The sequence below is a fragment of the Sphingomonas sp. AAP5 genome, from assembly GCF_004354345.1.
Lineage (GTDB): Bacteria > Pseudomonadota > Alphaproteobacteria > Sphingomonadales > Sphingomonadaceae > Sphingomonas > Sphingomonas glacialis.
This window is the reverse complement of record NZ_CP037913.1, coordinates 686,229-702,776: the sequence shown is the minus strand read 5'-3', so window position 1 is coordinate 702,776 and position 16,548 is coordinate 686,229. Positions and strand designations below refer to the sequence as shown.

Below are 16,548 nucleotides of genomic sequence, written 5' to 3'. Positions count from 1 at the left end.
ACAGGTCAGCGATAGGCTGCGACGCGGCCTTTTTGATCGAGCACATAGAGCGTCGAATTCGACACGATCGGCGGCAGCGTGAACGGCGTCTTGTTCTCGATCACCGTACCGACCTTGCCGCTGTCGACCGAGGCCGAGACGATCTGCCCCGCCGAATTGGTCAGCACCAGACGCCCACCCGCCAGCACCGGGCCGAACCACGTCACCGGGTTGGCCTTCTTGCCTTCCTTGAGCGTGCCGTCCTTCTTGGTCTTCTCGCTCATGTAATGGCGCAGCTGGCTGATCCACCGCACCTTGCCCGTCGCACGCGCGAGGCAAACCAGCCGCGCATCGTCGGTGACGATGAACACCCACTCACCCGCGACCCACGGGGTCGAGATACCTGCGAAATTCTGCTCCCACAGCCGCTGGCCCGAATCGATCTCGATCGCGACCATGCGACCGCCCTGCCCGACCGCATAGACGATCCCGCGGTCGATCACCGGATCGGCATCGACATCGGCAAGCGACGAGACCGAGGTCGAGATCGTCGAGCGCGACAGCGCGTCCTGCCACAGCGTGCGGCCGTTTTCGTAGCGATAGGCGTTGAGTTCACCCGAGGAGAAGCCGGCGACGACCGTCCCCTGGCTGACCGCAGGCGCCGCGACGCCGAACACGCCCTGCGTCTCGACCGAACCCGACTGGTTCCACACCACCGTGCCATCGGCCTGCGACAGCGCGAACAGCTGATTGTCCTGGCTCAGCACATAGACCTGGCCATTGGCGACGGTCGGAGCCCCGCGCAGCGGCGAGCCCGGCTTGACGCGCCACAACACTTTGCCCGTCGTCGCCTCGAGCGCGACGACGTCGCCGAGGCCGTCGGTCGCGAACACTTTGCCGTCGTCGAAGCTCACGCCGCCACCGAAGCGCGCGCCGCGCGCCTTCTTGTCGGCCTTGGCCTTCTCGGTCTTGGCGATGTCGGTCGCCCAGACCTTCGCGCCCGTGGTCGCGGAGAAAGCGTGGATCGTCGCATCGACGTCGATCGTATAAAGCCGCCCACCGGCGACGACGGGCGCCGCACCGAGCCGCTGGCGGTTGCTGCCGCCGTCGATCGCGGCGGTCCAGACGCGCGAAAGATTGGTGCCGAGGGCAACCTGGCCAAGCGCCTTGGACGGGTTGCCGCCCGGCTGCGCCCAGGATTCGTTCGCCGTGGCGGGCGGAACGAGCACTTCGACGCCGGCGATCGTCTTGTCGGCAACGACGTCGTTCTCGCTGGCGAGGATCGCGATCCGCTGACCAAGCACCGGGGTCTTCTTCTTGCCCTTGAACGCGGCGCAGCTGCTCAGCGCAACGGCGGAGACGGCGATCAGGAGATAGCGGTTGGTCATCTTCATTGCGATTTTTGTTCCTTAGACCCGGCCACAGCGTCGACGCCCAATATACCCGCCATCTGAACCGCACGTTGCCGGATCGTTTCGGGCATATCGGGGTTTTGCGCAATCTGTCCGTAGAGCGTCCCCGCCAGATCGCGCCGGCCCATCCGCAGATACGAGATCGCGACGAGCTCGCCCGCGCTGCCGAACCACGGATTGCCCTTGACCGCGATGCCGCGCAGCCGCGCGACGACGACGTCGGGCTTCACCGTATCGAACTCGGCGGTGGTCTGGCGGACGAGCGCGAGGTCGCGGAACGGCTGGCCGATCGACGTGTCGCTGGCGACCGCGCCGAACTTGGCGGCGGCACCGCGCAAATCCTTCTTCTGCAGCAGCGCGTCGCCCTGGCTCATCAGCGCGAGCGCGCGATAGCCCTCGCCGCGCGACTGGGCGAGCGCGGTCAGTTCGCCCTGCGCCGCATCGGGCTTGGCGGCGTTGAGATCGTCATACGCCTTGGAGAGCGCGGCGCCTTCATCGGCAGCGACACTTTGTTCGTGCGACTGCCACAGCAGCCAGCCGGCAAAACCGACGAGCGCGAGCACGATCACCGCGATCGCCGCAACGCCGTAACGCCGCGCCGCCTTCGCCATCTGATCGCGGCGCAGTTCCTCGTCGACTTCGCGCAGGAATGCGGCATCGGTATTCGGCGGCACGGCCAAGGGGGAACTCCATCGGATCAGGGCAGGAAGGCGCGGACCTTAGCCGCGCCGCCCGCCAAACAAAAGCGTTCAAAAAACGGGTGCGGACGCTAGTCCTTGGGGGCGTAGATCTGCTCCACGCCGGGAAAGGCCCGCGATCGCACATCGGTGGCGTACTGGTCTACCGCGGCGGAAATACGGCCCGACAGATCGTCGAACTTCTTCACGAAGCGCGCGGTGCGTTCGAACATGCCGAGCATGTCCTCGGTGACGAGCACTTGCCCGTCGCACTGTGCCGAAGCACCGATGCCGATCGTCGGGCAGGCAATGCTGCGCGTGATCTGGATCGCAATCGGCTCGACCACGCCTTCGATCACCACCGCAAAGGCGCCGGCTTCCGCCACCGCCTTGGCATCGGCGACGATCTTGGCGGCCTCGGCAGCACTACGGCCGCGCGCGCCATAGCCGCCGAGCGCGTTGACCGCCTGCGGCGTGAGCCCGACATGCCCCATCACGGGGATGCCGCGCTCGGACAGGAAGGCGACGGTCGGCGCCATCGCCGTGCCGCCTTCGAGCTTCACCGCGGCGGCGCCGGTCTGCTTGAGCAACCACGCCGCGCTTTCGAACGCCTTTTCGGGGCTCGCCTCATAGCTGCCGAACGGCATGTCGATGACGACGACGCTGTGATAGCTCCCACGCACCACTGCGGCGCCATGCGCGGCCATCATCTCGAGCGTGACGGGAATGGTTGAGGGGAGGCCGTAGATCACTTGGCCGAGACTGTCGCCGACGAGCAGCATATCGCAATGCGGATCGAGCAACTGCGCGGTGCGGACCGTATAGGCGGTGAGCATCACCAGCGGCTCGCCGCCGCCCTGCCCGTCCGCCTTGCGGGCGCGGATCGCCGGGACGGTGAGCCGCTTCATCGGCGCCGGGGTTGGATTGGCGCGACTGGTCGCGGTGTCGATCGTGAAAGTCGTGGACATGGCCAAGGCGAATAGCGCCTCGCGCGATGCGACGCCAGCGCCCCGCATCGGGCGCCGGCGCGGCGTCGTCTTACTTTACCTCAACGCCCTTCCAGAAGGCGAAGCGGTCCTTGATTTCGGCCGCCTTGGGCTTGGGATCGGGATAGTACCAGGCGGCATCGGCGTTGCGCTTGCCGTCGACGACGATCGTCTTGTAGCTCGCCTCGCCCTTCCACGGGCAATGCGAATGCGTCGCGCTGTCCTCGAAATATTCGGCGACGATGCTGTCGGCGGGGAAATAGTGATTGCCTTCGACGACGACGGTATCGTCGGACTGGGCGATGACGGTGTCGTTCCAGCGTGCAGTCGGCATGGCGGTCTCTCCTAGGCGGTTACAGCCGATAGATAGGTATCGGGCTTGAAGCCTGCCAGCAGCGTCTCGCCCTGCACCAGCACCGGGCGTTTGATCGTCGAGGGGTTGGCAAGCATCAGCGCGATCGCTTTTTCTGCATCGAGATCGGTCTTGTCGGCGTCGGGCAGCTTGCGGAAGGTCGTCCCCGCCCGGTTGAGCAGCGTCTCCCAGCCGAGCCGATCGACCCACCCCCGCAGCTCGGCCTCGGGGACGCCGGCCTTCTTATAATCGTGGAAATCGTAGGCGACGCCCTGCTCGGCGAGCCAAATGCGCGCCTTCTTTACCGTGTCGCAATTAGGGATGCCGTACACCGTCGTCATGAAGCGTGCCTTCGTTGAGATTCAGGCACGCCAGAGTGCCGCGGGAGACGCCCGCGCGCAACGGCGATATGCCAGCGCCGGCGTGCGGGGATATCCGCAGTGCGTCGCGCCGTGTAGGGCAAAGCCGCTTGGCTGGATAAGGGGATCGGGATGACGGTAGTGGTGACCGGCGCGGCCGGCTTTATCGGCGCGCACGTCGCACGGCGGCTGTTGCAGGACGGCCGCGACGTGATCGGGATCGACAATTTCGAGCCCTATTACAGCGTCGATCTCAAGCACGATCGTCTCGCCTGGGTGCGCGAGGCCGAGGGCGACGCGCGCTTCGCGTTCCACGACGTCGACATCGCCGACGAAGCCGCGCTCGATGCGGCGCTCTCCGGGCATGAGATCACCGGGATCGTGCATCTCGCGGCGCAGGCCGGCGTGCGCTATTCGCTGACGCACCCGCGCAAATATATCCGCGCCAACGTCGCCGGGCATCTCAACATGCTCGAGATCGCGCGCGCGCGGCCGGGCGTGCACATGGTCTACGCCTCCTCCTCCTCGGTGTACGGCGCCAATACCTCGGTCCCCTTCCGCCTCGAGGACCGCGTCGATCACCCCGTCTCGCTCTACGCCGCCACCAAGCGCGCGGACGAATTGATGAGCGAGACCTACGCCCATCTCTACCGCCTGCCGCAGACGGGCCTGCGCTTCTTCACCGTCTATGGTCCGTGGGGGCGGCCCGACATGGCGGCGTGGCTGTTCACCGACGCGATCCTCAAGCACGAGCCGATCAAGGTGTTCAACGGCGGCGACATGATGCGCGACTTCACCTTCATCGACGACATCATCCAGGGCGTGGTCGGCACGCTCGATCGACCGCCGGCCGATGACGGCCTCGAAAAGCCAGGGGGCAGCTTCGTACCGCATGCGCGCTACAATATCGGCAACAGCCAGGCGGAGCGGCTCGAGGATCTGATCACGACGATCGAGCAAGCCTGCGGCATCGCGGCGATTCGCGACTATCAGCCGATGCAGCCCGGCGACGTGCCGGCGACCTTCGCCGATATCAGCGCGATCGAACGCGACGTGGGGTTTCGCCCAGCGACCTCGATCAAGGACGGCATCCCGCGCTTCGTCGACTGGTTCCGCGCTTATAACGGCGTATGAGGCAAAGCGGGCGAGCCCGTAGCGCTGCGGCCGGGCAGCTGCTACACCAGCGCACAGGTCCAGCGACTGACGGCCGACAACGGCATGACCCGCTCGATGAGGCGATCCGGCAACGTCTGGGACAATGCTGCGATGCCTTGCGAGGATTGCCCCTCGCCACATCCTTCGCCGCGCATCCGAACCATCGCTCCCGAATAGACGTTTGCGAGTCCGCGCTCGAGCGAGCCATTACAAGGAGCTCGAGAGCAAGCGATCGCGAGAGGGCCGTTCTCGAATGATTACAAAACGCCGGACTTCAGAGATTTGATGACGATTTCGGTCCGGTTTCGCGCATCGAGCTTCAGCGCGAGCGAACGCAGGTGCAGTTTGACCGTTGTCTCCTGTATCCCGAGCGCTCTGGCGATCTCCTTATTCGCTTCACCCTCGTGCAGCCGCCGCAACACGTCCATCTCGCGATCGGTCAAATTCGTTTCCGCATGCGTCGAAGCGGGCATGTCGGCAGGCGCGAAGCGTTGGCCGGAGAGCATCAACTGGACGGCGGCTATCATCGATTCGGCCGGCATCGCCTTGGGAATGATGCCTGACGCACCATCATTCATCAATTGCACGGCCTCACGCTGGCCGACGAACCCCGACAAGATCGCGTAGCGGCTTGGGTTTCCGTGCATCAACTTCCCAATATCGACGAGGCCATTCACCCCGGGCATATGCAGATCGAGCAACACCAGGTCGAATGGGCTCTCGCTGACGAGCCTCGTCTTCACGTCGGGCGCGTTCGTCGCACTTACGACCTGCGCTTCGGGCCAATGCGCCTGCAGCATCGATGCAACGGCATCGAGCACCAGTTCATGATCGTCAGCGATCAGAAATCGCATCGCGCCCTCCCCTACTACCGGGTGAGGTTAAGCCTCACCAATATCGCTTGTAAACGTCCGTCACTTGGCGGCTTGGCGAGCGTTGCGTCAATGTCAGCCGAAATAGCCGATCCCAACGCGTTGGAACAGAGCACGATCGGCAGATCCGAGCGGACTGCCTTGACCCGTTGAGCAAGTTGGTCGCCGCTCATGGTTGGCATCGATCGATCGGTAACGAGCAGCTGCACAAAATTCGGTACTCTTACCAGAAAGTCCAACGCCTCGCACGGGCTGGAAAAGCTGACGACTCCCCACCCCCGCGCTTGAAACAAGACCTCTAGGCGGCCGAGTGCGATCGGATCGTCATCGACCAGCAGAACATTGCCAACCGTGTCCTCAGCCAGGCGTGTCGCCTCATCACCATCCGCCCGACCATTTTCGACACCGTGCGCGGGCAGATCCAGGACAAAGACGCTACCGACACCCGCCGCGCTGAAGATCGCCACGCGGCCGCCAGTCGTCTCGACCAGGTCTTTGACCGACGTCAGCCCGATCCCGCGCCGTCGCCCGCCACATTTGGTCGACACGAACCGTTCGAGTGCGTGATCGAGCACGGTTTGTGGCATACCTTCGCCCTCGTCATGAACGATGATGCGAGCCATCGTTTCGTCGATATCGCTGCCATAGATAAGTCGGGCAGCGGGATCGAACGGGAGCGTCGGGGGCACATATCCAGACAAGCTCTGCACCTCGATTCGCAAGACCGATCCGCTCACGGTCATCGCCTCGATTGCATTCTTGAAAATGTTGGTCATCGAACGCGCGAAGAGGGTTGGGTCGGCGGCAACGAACAGCGGCGCCTCGGGAACCTTGCAATACGATGTCTGCGCGATATCCAGCAACGGCGTCATGACTTCGCATAGCCGCGGCACCAGATCGGTCACGTCGCAAACCTTTTCGGCGGGCGCGGCATAATTCGGCAGCAGCTGATTGAGCACCGATCGCGCCTGACGCAAGGCATCGAAGACTGACATCAACAAGCGGTGCGGCTCGGGCTGGTTGCATTGCTTCTCGAGCAGCGTCGCCGCTGCATCGATCGCGCCCAAGAAATTGGAAAAGTCGTGGGTGACCGTCTCAACCAATTGGTCCAAGGCTGCAGCGCGGTCGGCTTCGATGACCCTGCGACGGAGATCGGCGGTTTCCTTCTCCCGGATCCTGCGTTGGCCGATGTCTCGGGTAGAACACAGGATGCCGCCATCCTCCAATTGCGTGAGGATGAGATCCTGAAAGACGAGCGTTCCATCGACGCTTCGACCGGTCACCTCGCCGTTCCATCGACCATCGCGCGCGAATTGCGGCATCACTTCCTGGTCGAAGTGAGCCAGGGCATCATTATCATACAAGCACGCCCATGACTGTCCGATCAAATCCTGGGGACGGTCGAATCCAAACATCTGCGCGTGCGCCGTGTTCATATAGGTATAAACGCCGTTGCGATCGGTCATCGCTATACCTTCGCCGGCAGTATCGATCGCTACCGACAGGCGGCTGACTTGCGCGATCTGGGCAAGCAGTTCGTGGTTCGACGCTTCGAGTTCGGTCGATTTTTGTTCGAGCAAATGTTCTGCGATTTTACGCGCGGCAATTTCTCGCTTCAATTGAAGCTTCAGTAAATCAGCACTGTCGGACATGACGGCGGACCTATGTTACGAGATCGACTACAAACTCCGCGAACCGTTCCGTGCGGGGTTCGGCATCAATACGCTCGATTCGGTAAATATCGCCACATCCGAACGTGTCCATCGTAGCTTCCAGCATCCCTCCGCAAAATGCTGCCATCGGGCGCTGCGACTCATAGCGCAGCACGAGCCGTTGCTCGCCTTGGCGTTCGACCACCTGCACGCTCGGAGGATTGGAATCTTTGTAGAGCTTGCGGACGTCCTGGTGAATCACGCCATGGACTTTTTCGAGGAAATCGAACGGATGCATATCCGGCGGGATGGCGTGACCGGCGACGAGCAAGGGTAATGTTCGACACCCGAACCGGCGGCTGAAATCGTCGGCCGTAATCTGCATCGCCTCCGCAAACGCGTGATGCAGCCGTTCGAACTCGGAGAACGGATACATTCCGACCGACGTGTAGGCAGCACCCGATTCCAGGTTGAGCCGGAGCATCTCTCGCTCGACTGTGGTTTCGCCCAGTTCGCGCTGCGCGAATTCGACCATATGGACGAACAAAGCGCCCTTCATCATGTATATATCCATCCGAACAGCATCTCCTACCCGTCGGGTCGATTCAATCTGGCCATCTGGTCAGGTAGGCGAAGCGATCGACCGTGTTATATACAGTTTCAGCGCGCCACTGTCCCCCCTCCCGGCGCGCAGAAGAGAGGCCTCGGAAAGGAGCCAGCAGTATCTGCTGGCTCCTTTTTTCATAATCGAAGCATACCCTCTCCATATGGTCAGTATCGCTGACCAAAACGTCACTCCTTACTGATCTTTTGCGTCATCGATCATGACCACCTGGCCAATAGTCCATGGCCCGGCCTTTGCGCATCATGGCCCCAGCAGATCGAAACGATGCGAGGGTGGGATGATTAGTCTGTTGATTTTGCAAGTTGCCGCAGCGGGCGTGGTCAGCGACCGCATGCCCAATACGCCGATGGAGTTCCAACGCGACGCCAATTTCAACCGCGTCGTCATCACGGGCTCGGCGTCCGATCGCGGTCAAGCGTTCAACCTGGCCGCGCGAAACGCCGGCCCCGCCGCAGACCGCGCGACTGCCATCGCCAATATGATCAACGTCACGGTCTACGGCAGCAACAACACCGTCGTCGTCCAGGCGCGACAGCAAAATAGCGGGCGACAGCAGGCAATCGTCGGCGTCAGCCCCTCTGCGCTGGGGCAATGATGTCATGAACATCGCTGTCAAACGGCTTCAGGCCGTCGCCCTTCTTGCAACCGCCTCCGCGCTTGGCGCGTGCACGACGATGGCGCCCCCGCCCCCGCGGTATGTCACCCCGCTCAGCGGCGCGCAGGTCATCGATGATGACACCGCCTATTCGCCGTTGCTGCGGTGCCTGGCCGCGACCTCCGCCAATTCGGTCCGTCCGCGGATCGCCGTGGGCGAGGTGGCGGATTATACCGGGCGGCTCGACGGGCTGAACGGCACCGTCGCCCCGCAGGGTGCGGCGCTGATGGTCATGTCGGCCATCTCCAAGGCCGGATTCCCGCTCGCCGAGCGCCTCGACCTGCGGATCGCGCGGCAGGAGCTCGATTACGCCAATAGCAAGTTGCTCGGGCCCGATGGCAAGCCGACCGACGCCTATCGCCGGATCTATTCCGGGTCGATCGCCGAAGCGGACATGATCGTCCTCGGCGGGATCACCGAGCTCGATTTCAACATCCAGAGCGATGTGGCCGAAATTTCGATCGGACCGGTCGGTGGTGGCGCACGCTCATACGTCATGTCGGTCGGCGTCGATCTTCGCTTGATCGATGCGCGCAGCCTGCGGGTGATCAAGGTCATCAGCCTGCAAAAGCAGATCCGCGGTCGCGAACTGCGCGCCGGCATTTTTGAATTCATCGGCAACACAACCCTGGATCTCGGCGTCGGAAGGCGCCGCCAGGAGCCGGTGCACGGAGCAATCCGGGCGATCATCGAAAAAGCGGTGATCGACCTGATCGCGGGGCAGCGCGGGGCCAATGCGCCCGAGTGCCCCTCTAACGTCCCGACGGTGTCGTACATCGCCGGGTCTCGCCCACAACAAGGTGCTTCAACAGGAGAGAAGAAATGACGAAGTTCAATTTGCTTGCATCGGCTTGCCTTGCATTTCTCGCGGCGACGCCGGCAATGGCGCAGGTCACCCTGCCGACCCCAACCCCTACGCCGAGCCTGTCGGTCCCCACGCCGGGTCTGCTCAACGTCAACGTCGACCTGTCGACCGGCCAGGCGCTCGGCAACCAGTCGGTGCTGAACGCGATTGCCAATGTCGGTGGTCCGTCGCTGGTCGGCGTCTATCTCGACCTGCTCAAGGGCGCGACGTCGGGTGGCAATACCCAGTTGCTCAATCCGTCGATCCTCGACGCCCTGAACACCGTCGGCGGTCCCAGCCTGGTGAGCTCGTTCAAATCGCTGATCGGGTCGACCGCGCGCAACGTCGATTATGTCAACGGGCAGATCAACGCGGCAAACCAGGCCTCGACCGCAAACGTCCTCGCCGCCACGACGACGACGCTCACCGCCACCGCAGCGTCGATCGGCAACAGCTACTCGATGAACGCAGCGGCCCGCGCCGTTGCCGATGTGACCCAGGGCAATACCGGCACCGGCACCAGCACGCTGAACAGCGCGCTGAACACCGTGACCACCGCCACCCAGACTGCAGCCTCGATCGGCAACTCGGCGTCCTTCACGTCGCCCGCATCGGTGCTGGATCTGTCGATCGACCAAAACAATAGCGGTGCGCAGACGGCAACGCTGGTCACCGTGGCGAATGCGGTAACGAGCGCCACGTCGACCGCCGCTGCGCTCGGCAACTCGCTTTCGGTCGAGATGCCCGGCGGCAGCGTCATCGCGGCTGCACAGCGCAACTCCGGCACGGTCATTGCGGATCTGACGGGCACCGTCAGCAACGCGGTCACCTCCACCGGGACCGCTGCGGCGATCGGCAATTCGTACTCGCTCAACAGCTTGAACAGCGGGCTCGCGGGCAATGTCGGCAGCTCGGCCAACCAGTGGAACAACGCCGGGCAGATCGCAAAGATCGGTGCCTCGCTCGCCACCACGACCTCGGCCGCAGTCACCGCAGCCGCAATCGGCAACAGCGTGAGCATCAACGTCAAATAATGCGGTTCCCCACACCGCGCCAACCCGCGGTGTGGGGAATGCTTTTCAGAGGGGATTTGCCATGAGCCTGATTCATATTTCTGAAAATGACCCGTTGGTGAGCACTGTTCTGTGCCAACGGCTCAGTGCGCACGGGCATACCATCGTCATGACACCCGACGGTGATTCGTGCCTGCGCGCGCTGCAATGGACGCGACCCGATCTGGTCATCGCGGACGCGCGGCTCGCCGACATGACCTCGATGGAGTGGCTGGACGCGCTCAACACACGCGGCTTCGGACAATTGCCCAAGATCATGCTGTTCCAGCCGGGCGCGATCCGCGATCGAGTCAGGATCGCCCGGGCAGGTCTGGCTGCCTGCCTTTCCAAGCCGGTGAACTTGGAGAACCTGCTCAGGCAAGTGTTCCTCAGCCTGGACACGCGTCATGCGGCGGCAGCCTGATCACGGTCTTTTGCTTGCGGCTGTCCTGATGGCCGCGGGCGCGACCCCCGCAGCCGCGCGAGAGCCCGCGTCGTGGCAGGCCGATCTCGACGCGGGCGTATCGATCCTCCCCGGGCGCGACACTCAGTGGTCTGACTTCGCGATCTCGCTCGGGCGGGTCGGCCCCGAAACTGTCACTGCGGCGCAGATTCAGCGCGCGCGCCGCTTCGGCCGGAGCGAATATCTGATCGGCGCGCGCCATGAGCACCGGATCGACGATGCGCTCGACCTGTATGGTGGCTTTGCGATCGGCACCGGTAACCGGTTCTTGCCAGACTGGCGGGTCGATGCCGGGCTCTCACAACGCGTCAGTCGTACCGCTGCGCACACCGACTTGCTACGGTTCGGCGCGGGGATCGCGCGCTACGGGCAGGGAACGGTCATCACGCTGATGCCCGGCGCGATGCGATATTTTGCGTCGCGCAATGCCTTTATCGGGATCGACGCGATCGCCGTGGACGCGCCCGACGCGCGGTGGCGCTTCGGTGCCCGCGGCCAGGCCGGGTTCGACCTCAACCGCCGCCTGGCCGCCCGCGCGTGGCTCGGCATCGCACCGGAAACCGAACGCGGCCGAACGGAAATCGTACGGAGCGCAGCGCTCGGCCTGATCGTCTCCGGTGCCCGACGCCGCAGTTTCCGACTGACACTCGCCGGTGAGAATCGCGCAATCGGTCCGGACCGAGTGACGGTCTCGATCGGCATCACACAAGCATTTTGATAGGGAGAGATACCATGATCGTGAGCTCGGTACTCTGGAACTGGGCAGGTTTTCTGATTCTGCTCGGCCTCGTGTTCGTTACGGTCTCGATCATCGGCCGCCGCATTGGCGACGCCCGACGCCGAAACGCCGCCGATGTCGCCGCCGTCCGGATAGCCTTGTTGATGGGTGGGCTCACAGACGCGGGCACCCTTCCACCGCGGCCGTCCCAGAAGGAGCGTCTGGGATGGATCAACGCCGCGCGCGACCTGGGTGACGTCATCGACGGACCTGATCGCAAACGCCTCGAACAAATTTTCACGCGCTGGATGGGCGACGCGCAGCGGAACGCCCCGGATCGTCAAGGAGCGCCATCATGACCGAGCCAAGCCTGATCTTTTGGGCGGAGTGCGTCGCCTGGGCCGTTTTGATCAGCGGGATGGTTCACGCCGCGCTGTACGCCTTCCTGCTGCTCGTGGCAGCGACCGGCTTTTTCGAGCGGACCAGCGAGCGCGATTCGACTCGGCTCGCGCGCAAGCAGGATGCCGATCTGCCCACCGTGTCGATCATCGCGCCGGCTTTCAACGAGGTGCAGACCGTGGTTGACTCGGTCCGGGCGCTGCTGCGCCAGCACTATCGCGATTATGACGTGATCGTCGTCAATGACGGCTCGACCGACGCCACGCTGGAAGTGTTGCTCGACGCGTTCGATCTTCATCGCCGTGTCGACCAGGTGCCGACGCACCCCCTCATCCGGGCTGTCTTCGTCTCCGACGTCTATGGTCTGACCGTCATCGACAAAGCAAACGGCGGCAAAGGGGATGCGCTCAATGCTGGCATCTCTATTGCCACCAGCAAATTATTTTGTGCGATCGATGTCGATTCCGTGCTGGAGCCCGACGCTCTGTTACGCGCGGTCCGTCCGTTTCTGGACGACAGCCGGACCGTAGCCGTGGCGGGAACCGTCCGCGTCGGCAACGGCTGTCCGATGCGCAAGGGACACGTGCTGCATGCCGAATTGCCGAGGCAGCTTCTTCCCCTGATCCAGACGGTCGAATATCTGCGCGCCTTCCTCATCGCGCGCTATGCCTGGAGCAGGCTTGGTGCTCTGATGATCGTTTCGGGAGCGTTCGGAGTGTTCGACCGCGAACGCGTGCTGGCAGCCGGTGGCTACCGCACCGACACCGTCGGCGAGGATGCCGAACTCATCGTCCGGCTTCACCGGATTGGGCGAGACGAAAAACGGCCGGCGCTCATTCGCTTCGTCCCGGAGCCGGTGTGCTGGACGCAAGCGCCGACACGGCTTCGGGATTTGAGTACGCAACGGCGTCGGTGGCAACGTGGCGCGCTGGAAACGATCAGCCTGCACCGTCAGATGATCATAAACCCGCGCTACGGAAATGCTGGGTGGCTCGGCCTGGGCTCGATGGCATTGATCGACGTGCTCGGCCCCGCATTGGAGGTCGCCGGTTATCTCGCAGCCTTTGTTCTCGCGGTACTGGGGGCGATTTCCTGGAGCATCTTCTTCGCGCTGTTCGCCGTCGTATCCGCGTTTGGTTTCCTGCTGAGCGCGGCGGCAATTGCGCTCGAGGAGGTCGAAATTCGTCGCTTCAGCGACCGCTCCGCCTCGCTCCAATTGCTTGGCGCGGCGTTCATCGAGAATTTCGGGTATCGCCAGATCAGTAACCTGTGGCGCCTTCACGGCTGCTGGGATCACCTCCGCAAACACCGCGGATGGGGCCAGATGACACGGGCGCCATTTGCGACATGACGAAGCGAATGCGGTTCAGTCTCGGCGCGAGTAGGAGTCTGGATCCGCGTGGTGCGATCGGGTGGTCGCCAGGTCGATGCACTGGCCTGTGAGAGTCCTACGAAGCCGCGCCACGATCGGATCGTCCGATAGGCGGCGAAAGACAGCGGGCGTCAACGTTGCCGACTGCCGTGCTGCGGAACAGCAGCGGTTATCTGGGCGTCAGGGGCGCGACCCTGGCGTCCGAGGCCACCAAGGGTCGGCACCGCGACGCTAGGTGTTGGTTGGCAACGGCATAGGGGCTCTGCAACGGTTCCCTGATACCGCGTCTTGATACAGTGCCGGCCCAGCCGAGCGTTTTGCTGACTAGAACTACGGTTTTCTGCCGTTCCCCGTATCTGCAACAGGAAATTGGCTGGGGCGGCAGGGGATTGAGTGTGACCACTCTGCGCCCTGTGCCCCGAGGTAAATCCGACGGCTCCGGCGCCATTATGCGCATGGACCCGTCCCATGCAACCCATCCAGAAATAGGTGGCGCAAAAGCCGCAAAGGCACCGTCGACTCGCAAACGTCGAACATCTCAAAGCTCCGGATTGAGCTTCTTTCAACTCATGCTCGGCCACACGAAATTAGCGCACCCGTGGCGGTCTTAGTTTCGGCTTCGGGAAGGCCCGTACTTTGGCAGAATGCTCTCAAACCTGACCACCAGGGCAGCGCTCGCCGGCGAGCGCCCCGCCGATCGACGTTTTTTGGGACGAAGTTGCCGCCGACGGGGTTAGCAGCGAAGGTCGGCTTTCGAAAGAAGCAGACATCTGAAGAACATCACACATTCAGCTAGTGGCCCAGCAATTTTTCAGTGTCGAAGAACGGCTGACGCCGCATAAAGGTATTTCCAACTGTCATTTCAACGCGCGCTGAGGCGCCCGTTCCCGCACGCGCTCGCGCTGTCACGGCACTAGCGGCAGGCATGGCGCTCTGGACGGCGAAGCGATAAGACGGACGCTGTGGGACATACATGGATTCCAGGGGTGGCAATTGGAAGAACGGCAAATCAATCCCAAGAAAGAATTCGAGACTGAGGGTGGTACCGTGGTTATCCATAAGGTCGTCCTCGACGGCCCAGCGGAGCGGTGCATCGTCGGTCGATATAAGGACGCGACCTTCAAGGATTTTGACATCAGCTATGATCTCAATGGACGAGCATTGCGAGAGAATTCCAAATGGAACCTCGACTTGCAAGTTCCTGACGTGCTCGCCTTCATTGAGGCGTTGCGTGAAGCTCGGCGTACGTTTGTCGGTTTTAAACGGTGACGATTGCGTCCTGTCATATCATCGCTAGAATTTACTCTTCACAAAGCTGCGTGGGACTTAATCGTCTATCTCGCCTTTGGCTTCGAACGAAGTAATGATGGGACTTATCTGTAAAACAGAGTTGCCGGATATTCTCAGCATCGCACGAGCGATCGAGGCTGATTGTTTAGTCAATGGTCCTAATCTCGACGAGACTCGTGATTTCGCACTGAAGCCACTTATCGATAACCGGCCGATTACCCTCCAGCGAGCGGCGGGGCGCTTGGAAGACCTTTCCGCCTATAGAGCCAACTCCGCGATCAAGTTGTCGGTCCCCCGCTTCGGTTGGGATGCTCTCAGGAGGGCAAGCCGTCCGGCGCCGGATGCTGTGATCGTGCTCCTTACCTCCGCAATTGCGCACGAGTTGGTGCACGAGCGCCAAGAGCTAAATGACGCTACTAGCTATCAGGAGCTTGTTGCCCATCAGAACAAATTTCATCCATGCGCTAAATCTACGCCGCGCGACTATTTTGACGGATATTATGACGCTGTACTCGAACGGGAAGCTCACGCGACGCAAGCTGCGGTGGCATTATGGTGCGAAGCGGAGGTGGCAGGGATGGCGCTGTTACCTGGAGCGGATCCGTTGCAGACCGAGGCACTGCAACGACCGACAAAGCGTTTGAAGGCCCAAGGGGAAGCTGGCGATGCAGACATCGACGCTTGGTGGGACGATGTCTTAGCCCGTGCCCGCGCCGATATTACTACTTTCATTTAGATATTAAGTTGCTTTCGGCATCTAGAAAAATGTTTTGCGGAGCCACAACAGATGGCGCACCGCATAAAACCTGCTAGTGCCAGACGAAAGACTGGCTTTGTCGCAACCGGCCGTTCAGTGGTTATTTGCGAAATGACTGCATCTGGTCGGCTCCCGCCGGAAGCTCTTGGGACAAACCCGTCGTTCGCATGCCCCAGGTTGAACGTCTGCTCTTGTCAGAGGCTGACGTTCAGCGCTTGTCCGAGCAACGTCGTGTTACGACTGAAGCTGGGCCGATTCCGGACAGGTAACTTTCAGCGACCGACTGTACGAAGGGGTCGTCTTCTGCGCCGCGACGGCCTAACCGCGCCCCGCGCTGGCGAACACCCACCGCGCCGCCTCACTCAGTTCCGCGAACGTCGAGGCGGTCGCCTGCGCCACGCCGAGACGCAGGCGGCGGGTCGGCGAGCCGGCCAACACCACCCGGGTCGACTCGTGCACGTCGTAAATCTCGTTAACGAGCGAGCGGCGGAGGGCGTCGGCCGCAATCTCGCGCCAAAGCACGAACGCATAGTCCTGCCGGTCTGCATCCCCATCGAGCACCCAGTTGCCGATCTCAACCGGCGCCCTACTGTTGCCCGCCATAGTGCGGGCGAAGCGACGCGGGCTCGAAAAGACAGGTGCGGCGCGCGGCGCAGCGTCGCCATCGCCGTCTCGCCACGGAACGACGTTGATGTCTAACGTCCTGATCGGCTGATCGAGGTCGAGCAGACGGATCTCGGTAATTCCGGGCAGCCCGTCCAAACTGTTCTCGTTTGAAGGGCGCGGATCGCCGGCCACACCGGACCCGATACTGTCTGTTCGCTCGGTCCGCTGATGGAGAGGTCGCTTTCGACGCAGACGCGGCGTACCAAGGCTGATGACGGCGCGGTTCGCTAGACAGCTAGGCGACCTCGAAAGTGGGAGTACGT

Annotated in this window: 19 protein-coding genes; 10 read left to right on the top strand and 9 right to left on the bottom strand. The window is 62.7% G+C overall.

Annotated features, from left to right (window positions below):
* Nucleotides 1-5 precede the first annotated feature (5 nt).
* The 5 genes from E2E30_RS03195 to E2E30_RS03175 form a co-directional block, all read right to left on the bottom strand.
* A complete protein-coding gene (locus tag E2E30_RS03195) occupies nucleotides 6-1,373 on the bottom strand; it encodes a PQQ-binding-like beta-propeller repeat protein (RefSeq protein WP_133187185.1) in 1,368 nt (455 codons plus the stop codon).
* A complete protein-coding gene (locus E2E30_RS03190; RefSeq protein WP_133187183.1) occupies nucleotides 1,370-2,071 on the bottom strand; it encodes a tetratricopeptide repeat protein in 702 nt (233 codons plus the stop codon). The genes E2E30_RS03195 and E2E30_RS03190 overlap by 4 nt, the downstream gene beginning before the upstream one ends.
* 89 nt (nucleotides 2,072-2,160) lie before the next feature.
* Nucleotides 2,161-3,036: a 3-methyl-2-oxobutanoate hydroxymethyltransferase gene (gene panB / locus E2E30_RS03185; protein ID WP_133187181.1), complete on the bottom strand. Its 876-nt coding sequence runs from the start codon at nucleotides 3,034-3,036 to the stop codon at nucleotides 2,161-2,163.
* Nucleotides 3,037-3,106: 70 nt separating this feature from the next.
* Complete coding sequence (locus tag E2E30_RS03180; RefSeq protein WP_133187179.1) at nucleotides 3,107-3,388, bottom strand: DUF427 domain-containing protein; 282 nt, start codon at nucleotides 3,386-3,388, stop codon at nucleotides 3,107-3,109.
* Nucleotides 3,389-3,399: 11 nt separating this feature from the next.
* Entirely contained in the window at nucleotides 3,400-3,747 is a 348-nt protein-coding gene (locus tag E2E30_RS03175) for an ArsC family reductase (protein ID WP_133187177.1), read from the bottom strand.
* A gap of 150 nt (nucleotides 3,748-3,897) precedes the next feature.
* On the opposite strand from E2E30_RS03175, the gene E2E30_RS03170 reads away from it, so the two are divergent.
* A complete protein-coding gene (locus E2E30_RS03170; protein ID WP_133187175.1) occupies nucleotides 3,898-4,899 on the top strand; it encodes a GDP-mannose 4,6-dehydratase in 1,002 nt (333 codons plus the stop codon).
* 278 nt (nucleotides 4,900-5,177) lie between these two features.
* On the opposite strand, the gene E2E30_RS03165 is transcribed toward E2E30_RS03170, so the two are convergent.
* The 3 genes from E2E30_RS03165 to E2E30_RS03155 are packed head-to-tail and all read right to left on the bottom strand — an operon-like array spanning nucleotide 5,178 to nucleotide 8,006.
* Nucleotides 5,178-5,774: a response regulator transcription factor gene (locus tag E2E30_RS03165; RefSeq protein WP_133187173.1), complete on the bottom strand. Its 597-nt coding sequence runs from the start codon at nucleotides 5,772-5,774 to the stop codon at nucleotides 5,178-5,180.
* Between the two features lie 14 nt (nucleotides 5,775-5,788).
* Nucleotides 5,789-7,444, bottom strand: coding sequence for an ATP-binding response regulator (locus E2E30_RS03160; protein ID WP_133187171.1), 1,656 nt, complete (start codon nucleotides 7,442-7,444; stop codon nucleotides 5,789-5,791).
* Between the two features lie 10 nt (nucleotides 7,445-7,454).
* Entirely contained in the window at nucleotides 7,455-8,006 is a 552-nt protein-coding gene (locus E2E30_RS03155) for a heme NO-binding domain-containing protein (protein ID WP_165954446.1), read from the bottom strand.
* A 340-nt stretch (nucleotides 8,007-8,346) separates the two neighbouring features.
* On the opposite strand from E2E30_RS03155, the gene E2E30_RS03150 reads away from it, so the two are divergent.
* From E2E30_RS03150 to E2E30_RS03110, 9 genes are all read left to right on the top strand, one after another.
* A complete protein-coding gene (locus tag E2E30_RS03150; protein ID WP_165954445.1) occupies nucleotides 8,347-8,664 on the top strand; it encodes a hypothetical protein in 318 nt (105 codons plus the stop codon).
* Nucleotides 8,665-8,668: 4 nt separating this feature from the next.
* On the top strand, nucleotides 8,669-9,550 hold the full coding sequence (locus E2E30_RS03145; protein WP_133187165.1) for a CsgG/HfaB family protein: 882 nt from the start codon (nucleotides 8,669-8,671) through the stop codon (nucleotides 9,548-9,550).
* Nucleotides 9,547-10,602, top strand: a complete 1,056-nt coding sequence (locus tag E2E30_RS03140; RefSeq protein WP_133187163.1) for a hypothetical protein — start codon at nucleotides 9,547-9,549, stop codon at nucleotides 10,600-10,602. Before E2E30_RS03145 ends, E2E30_RS03140 begins: the two co-directional genes overlap by 4 nt.
* A 61-nt stretch (nucleotides 10,603-10,663) precedes the next feature.
* Nucleotides 10,664-11,044: a response regulator gene (locus tag E2E30_RS03135; RefSeq protein ID WP_133187161.1), complete on the top strand. Its 381-nt coding sequence runs from the start codon at nucleotides 10,664-10,666 to the stop codon at nucleotides 11,042-11,044.
* A complete protein-coding gene (locus E2E30_RS03130) occupies nucleotides 11,028-11,801 on the top strand; it encodes a YaiO family outer membrane beta-barrel protein (protein WP_133187159.1) in 774 nt (257 codons plus the stop codon). The genes E2E30_RS03135 and E2E30_RS03130 overlap by 17 nt, the downstream gene beginning before the upstream one ends.
* A 14-nt stretch (nucleotides 11,802-11,815) precedes the next feature.
* Complete coding sequence (locus tag E2E30_RS03125; RefSeq protein ID WP_133187157.1) at nucleotides 11,816-12,160, top strand: hypothetical protein; 345 nt, start codon at nucleotides 11,816-11,818, stop codon at nucleotides 12,158-12,160.
* Nucleotides 12,157-13,551 carry a glycosyltransferase family 2 protein gene (locus E2E30_RS03120; RefSeq protein ID WP_133187155.1) on the top strand — a complete coding sequence of 465 codons (1,395 nt, stop codon included), beginning with the start codon at nucleotides 12,157-12,159 and terminating at the stop codon, nucleotides 13,549-13,551. The genes E2E30_RS03125 and E2E30_RS03120 overlap by 4 nt, the downstream gene beginning before the upstream one ends.
* A gap of 1,014 nt (nucleotides 13,552-14,565) precedes the next feature.
* Nucleotides 14,566-14,841: a hypothetical protein gene (locus E2E30_RS03115; protein WP_133187153.1), complete on the top strand. Its 276-nt coding sequence runs from the start codon at nucleotides 14,566-14,568 to the stop codon at nucleotides 14,839-14,841.
* 94 nt (nucleotides 14,842-14,935) lie between these two features.
* Entirely contained in the window at nucleotides 14,936-15,598 is a 663-nt protein-coding gene (locus E2E30_RS03110; RefSeq protein WP_133187151.1) for a hypothetical protein, read from the top strand.
* Between the two features lie 339 nt (nucleotides 15,599-15,937).
* Here E2E30_RS03110 and E2E30_RS03105 read toward each other — a convergent pair whose 3' ends face one another.
* Nucleotides 15,938-16,381 (bottom strand): hypothetical protein, encoded by a 444-nt coding sequence (locus tag E2E30_RS03105; RefSeq protein WP_165954443.1) that lies wholly within the window; start codon nucleotides 16,379-16,381, stop codon nucleotides 15,938-15,940.
* Nucleotides 16,382-16,548 lie beyond the last annotated feature (167 nt).